The 4,768-nt window shown below is 46.0% G+C and carries 5 protein-coding genes; 4 read left to right on the forward strand and 1 reads right to left on the reverse strand.

The window, feature by feature from the left end; translation table 11 throughout:
* The first annotated feature begins 238 nt into the window (after positions 1 to 238).
* A complete protein-coding gene (locus QUB08_RS31310; RefSeq protein ID WP_333230120.1) occupies positions 239 to 946 on the forward strand; it encodes an ROK family protein in 708 nt (235 codons plus the stop codon).
* A gap of 154 nt (positions 947 to 1,100) precedes the next feature.
* On the opposite strand, the gene QUB08_RS31315 is transcribed toward QUB08_RS31310, so the two are convergent.
* Positions 1,101 to 1,385 carry a WGxxGxxG family protein gene (locus QUB08_RS31315; protein WP_333214925.1) on the reverse strand — a complete coding sequence of 95 codons (285 nt, stop codon included), beginning with the start codon at positions 1,383 to 1,385 and terminating at the stop codon, positions 1,101 to 1,103.
* A 182-nt stretch (positions 1,386 to 1,567) separates the two neighbouring features.
* On the opposite strand from QUB08_RS31315, the gene QUB08_RS31320 reads away from it, so the two are divergent.
* From QUB08_RS31320 to QUB08_RS31330, 3 genes are read left to right on the forward strand one after another with little or no spacing between them, the layout of a single operon-like run.
* A complete protein-coding gene (locus QUB08_RS31320) occupies positions 1,568 to 2,791 on the forward strand; it encodes a histidinol-phosphate transaminase (RefSeq protein ID WP_333230122.1) in 1,224 nt (407 codons plus the stop codon).
* A 36-nt stretch (positions 2,792 to 2,827) separates the two neighbouring features.
* Positions 2,828 to 4,018, forward strand: a complete 1,191-nt coding sequence (locus QUB08_RS31325) for a DNA cytosine methyltransferase (protein WP_333230124.1) — start codon at positions 2,828 to 2,830, stop codon at positions 4,016 to 4,018.
* A 38-nt stretch (positions 4,019 to 4,056) separates the two neighbouring features.
* Positions 4,057 to 4,680: an Eco29kI family restriction endonuclease gene (locus QUB08_RS31330; RefSeq protein ID WP_333230126.1), complete on the forward strand. Its 624-nt coding sequence runs from the start codon at positions 4,057 to 4,059 to the stop codon at positions 4,678 to 4,680.
* The last annotated feature ends 88 nt before the right edge of the window (positions 4,681 to 4,768 follow it).

A 4,768-nucleotide genomic window follows, 5' to 3' on the forward strand; every position in this document is an offset into this window, starting at 1 on the left:
GAGCGGAATGAAGCGAAAGTTTCACGTTCCGTTTTGAAGGAGAGGTAAGGGTAGAAATTCCCCTATCGACTCTACCAGCTAGCAGAGATTTTGCCGCTAACCGTCCCTGGGTGCAATTAATCGAATTAGAAGACGATCATTCTTTGGGAAATGTCCTAGAGGAAATGTGGGAAGCGATTCAAAAGTTTTGCCAATTCAAAAATTAAAATTTGACCAACTTGCAAGTCTTAAAACTCAAATGACTGAACAAGATCGATCGACTCGCACCTTAGCCGTTGACATTGGCGGAAGTGGCATCAAAGTTATGGTTTTGGACAATGAAGGCGAGCCCCAAACGGAACGCAGCCGTTTAGAAACGCCTCAACCACCGAAACCGGAACCCGTACTAGAGGCGATCGCCTCTTTAGCTAGTGGACAAGGGGAATTTGACCGAGTATCCGTCGGTTTTCCCGGTGTTGTGCGTTTAGGCGTCATCAAAACCGCAGTGAATTTAGATCCGTCTTGGATAGATTTTGACTTACAAACTACTCTCAAAGATCGCTTGGGAAAACCTGTGCGAGTGGCTAACGATGCCGATATTCAAGGATTGGGAGCAATTGCTGGGACCGGGGTAGAATTAGTAATTACCCTTGGCACCGGTTTCGGTTCTGCCTTATTTGTCGATGGTATCTTGGTGCCAAATCTAGAATTAGGACATCACCCGTTTCGCAAAGGGGAAACTTACGAACAGCAATTAGGACGATCGGCATTAGATACAGTGGGTTCTAAAAGATGGAATCGCCGTCTGGAAAAAGCGCTCACCTATCTGCAAAATCTCTTTAACTGCGATCGCATTTACATCGGCGGCGGCAATACTAAAAAGATTGCTTTTGATTTACCGCCACAGGTTAAAATAGTACCCAATGTGAGCGGTTTATTGGGTGGGATTGCTTTGTGGCGGGATTGAGTAAGCTTTCTGGCAAAAATGCCTCTCAATATCAAAGAAACCGGATTTTTGGCTCGGATTAAAGGCAATAATCCAGTCTTTCCCTAAAAAACCCGGTTTCTGAATCCACGACGGTTGATTTGGTTTTTGGCTTGTGCGATGGTCGCTTAAACAATTATTCCCCCATCGGATCGCGGTAGCGTTTGGGTTCATCCTTGCGAAACAGATTCGCCAAACCGAGGATGCCCAACAAACCCAAAGCACCCCAATGATTGTTGTCTTCCTTGCTTTCTTGAAAGGGAGTTCTGTCTAGAACAACTCCATTAGACTCAGTATTGTTCTGTGCCGGAGCTGATTCGGTTTGAGCTGAGGCAGGCATCGCTGAAGGGAGAACAGCCAAACTCAAAGCTATGATGGTAGCGGCGGCATTTTTAGATAAATCGGAAGGCTTGACTTTCATACTTGGTTTCCACATATTAGCAGTTACTTTCTAAGAATAATCAATTTGCCACAGCCGACGCATCAATCGATCGACAGAAACTAATCCCCCCTCTCCTCTTGCTTTCGAGATAGAACAAGCTCTATGCTAAGTTCAGATGCTTCTAAGCAAATTATCTAAAATAAAAAGTCGTAAACTATACCATGCTTCCCTTTATCCGAAAAGATTTAGCCGAACTTACCGCATACACTCCCCATCCGGGCGGCACATCAGGAGAATCAGCGCACTCGGAAAGTGCGATCGATCGCCTCGATACCAACGAATGCCCCTACGACTTGCCAGAAGAATTAAAAAAAAAGCTAGCTTGGACTTACCAGCAGTTAATTGAGACAAATCGCTATCCCGACGGAGGCCACGCAGCGCTCAAAGAGGCGATCGCCCAATACGTCAATGAATCCCTAAATGTCCCCCCCCTTAACAAGGGGGGGCTAGGGGGGGTTACACTGCCCAAAACCGCCATTACAGCCGACAATATTTCTGTGGGTAACGGTTCCGACGAACTAATTAGATCCATCTTAATAGCTACTTGCTTAGGCGGGCAAGGCTCTATTTTGGTAGCGAATCCCACCTTTTCGATGTATGGAATAATCGCCCAAACCCTCGGCATTCCCGTTGTGAGTGTTCAGCGGAAAGAGGAGACTTTTGAAATCGATATCGAGGCTGCTAAAAGGGCGATCCTCTCCGTTGGCTTAGCCCCCGTAGGGGCGGGCAGCGCTAACGCCCAAAATCAAAATCCCCCCGTGCGCGCCGTCTTTGTCGTTCATCCCAATTCTCCCACAGCCAATGCTTTGACAGCAGATGAAATAGAATGGTTGTCAAACTTACCCGAAGAGATATTAGTAGTAATTGACGAAGCCTATTTTGAATTCAGTCAAAATACTTTAGCAGACCAATTGCACCAGCACCCGAGTTGGATAATTTTACGCACATTTTCCAAAGCATTTCGGCTAGCATCAATGAGAGTCGGATATGCGATCGCCCATCCCGAACTCACAGTCGCCTTAGAAAAAATCCGTCTCCCCTATAACCTTCCCAGTTTCTCGCAAACAGCAGCCGAGTTAGCCCTAGCGCAGCGGCAGTTATTGCTAGCAACCATTCCCGAAACTCTATCAGAAAGAGCCAAATTAATTGCAGCGCTAACTCAGCATCAAAAATTACAAGTTTGGCCGAGTGCGGCTAACTTCGTTTACCTGCGGGTGAAAGCCGCTGAGGGCGAATCTGCCGAACAGGAACACAAACAAATCATGCAGCAGCTAAAAGAGCGAGGTACTTTAATTAGGCATACTGGAGGAGGTTTGCGAATTACGGTGGGTAGCCCGGAGGAAAATCAGCGGACAGTCGATCGAATCGCTGCGATTTTAGATTAAAATTAATATCCACCGTTGCTCAATAGAATGCTAATAATGAACTCTGTAGAACTATTCAGCGGAGCAGGAGGCTTAGCAATAGGCGTATCAAAAGCCGGCTTTTGTCACAAAGCAGTGATCGAGCTGGACAAAAATGCCTGCGAGACAATTCGAGAAAATCAGCGGCGGGGTGTAAAAGCGATTTCAAACTGGTCTGTTTTTGAGACAGATATCGCGAAATTCGATTTTACATCCCTAGAACTCAAAGAGGGGGTAGACCTCCTAACTGGAGGGCCGCCGTGTCAGCCTTTTTCTGTAGGAGGAAAACACTGCGGGAGTGAGGACGATCGAAATATGTTTCCGCACTTTTTTCGGGCCGTGCGAGAACTCAAACCCAAGGCATTTGTTATCGAAAATGTTAAAGGTTTATTGCGTTCCTCCTTCACTAAATATTTTGAGTATATTGTCCTACAACTCACTTATCCAGAAGTTGTACAAAGACTGGATGAGGATTGGCCCCATCACCTGTCCCGGTTAGAACAGCATCATACCGCCGGTCGCGGTGAGGGACTATCATACCGTGTAGTGTTTCGCTTACTCAACGCGGCAGACTACGGCATTCCCCAAAAGCGCGAAAGGGTTTTTATTGTAGGTTTTCGATCGGATTTAGGATTAGAGTGGTCTTTTCCTGAACCGACTTGTTCTCAGGAAGCCTTGCATTGGGAGCAATGGGTGACTGGCAATTATTGGGAGCGCAATCAAATCTCTAAAAGCGATCGTCCAGACATACCTAGCAAGCTTTCCTCGCGCATATTCAATCTTCAGTTCAACTTGTTTCCACCTCAAAAACAGCCTTGGCGCACTGTGCGGGATGCCATTTCGGACTTACCACAAGAAGGCAATAAAGAAAGCCAAAACAGCGTACTAAATCACATTTTTATACCAGGAGCCAGAAAGTATCCAGGCCATACGGGCAGCTTGTTAGATGAACCAGCTAAAACTTTAAAAGCAGGAGTTCACGGGGTCCCTGGAGGAGAAAATATGTTAGTTGAGCCCACGGGACAGGTGCGTTACTTTACGCTTCGCGAAGCTGCTAGACTGCAAACTTTCCCTGACGAATACTTCTTTCCTCACAGTTGGACAGAAACTATGAAGCAGTTGGGGAATGCTGTACCAGTCGCTTTGGCAGAAGTTATTGCCTCTAGCATCAGATCGCGGCTGGAGACAGTTAGAACAGCGAGAGTGTAGTCAATGAATTTGAGATTTTAGATTTGAGAATTTACTCCATGCTCGAAGTATTTAGAGTCCCGCCAGATTTACAAGAAAACTTAATCGCTTTCTGTGGCAAGCAAAATTGTTATAATCTTCAGGAACTGGATCGTGTCAGGGAGGATTTGATCCAATATTGCGGAGCATATTTGCTGTACTACCAGGGCGACTTCTCAATGTATAACCTTATTAAACAGGCAAACTTGAGTAAGTGCTGTCTGCCAATCTATGTAGGTAAAGCAGCTCCGGGCGGTCGTCGGACGGGGCGTACAACTATTGGCAACACTCTTTACGGACCCTTGTCAGAGCATAGAAAATCTATCGAAGCTGTAGACAATCTAAAAATTGAGGATTTTGCCTTCAAAGTCGCGCCGATGGAAATCGATTTAGTTTCATGGGGAGAAGCAGTGTTGATCCGTCACTTCAGCCCTGTTTGGAATAGAGAAATATCGGGATTCGGGATACATGACCCTGGAAGTGGGCGAGCAGGGCAAAAACGTTCTGTATGGGATAGATTGCACCTCGGTCGCACTTTTGCCACCAAGCTTCCTGTAGGGAATACTCCGCTCGATATTGATGCTTTGTCGGTTAGTATAACACAGCATTGTCAGCGGATGATAGAAGAGTTAGGGTGTCCTTAATTTGGCGTCTGATACGGAATCCGGTTGATAAAGGTCTACAACAAATCATCAATAAGTCAACCAATGATAATTGGTCAAAGCCTTAATT

Source organism: Microcoleus sp. BR0-C5 (assembly GCF_036705045.1).
In the GTDB taxonomy this organism is placed as follows: domain Bacteria; phylum Cyanobacteriota; class Cyanobacteriia; order Cyanobacteriales; family Microcoleaceae; genus Microcoleus.

What these genes read in the sequence shown, in the direction of transcription:
- QUB08_RS31315 (WP_333214925.1), bottom strand. Translation starts at nt 1,385, where the DNA reads ATGAAAGTCAAGCCTTCCGATTTATCTAAAAATGCCGCCGCTACCATC.
- QUB08_RS31330 (WP_333230126.1), top strand. Translation starts at nt 4,057, where the DNA reads ATGCTCGAAGTATTTAGAGTCCCGCCAGATTTACAAGAAAACTTAATC.
- QUB08_RS31320 (WP_333230122.1), top strand. Translation starts at nt 1,568, where the DNA reads ATGCTTCCCTTTATCCGAAAAGATTTAGCCGAACTTACCGCATACACT.
- QUB08_RS31325 (WP_333230124.1), top strand. Translation starts at nt 2,828, where the DNA reads ATGAACTCTGTAGAACTATTCAGCGGAGCAGGAGGCTTAGCAATAGGC.
- QUB08_RS31310 (WP_333230120.1), top strand. Translation starts at nt 239, where the DNA reads ATGACTGAACAAGATCGATCGACTCGCACCTTAGCCGTTGACATTGGC.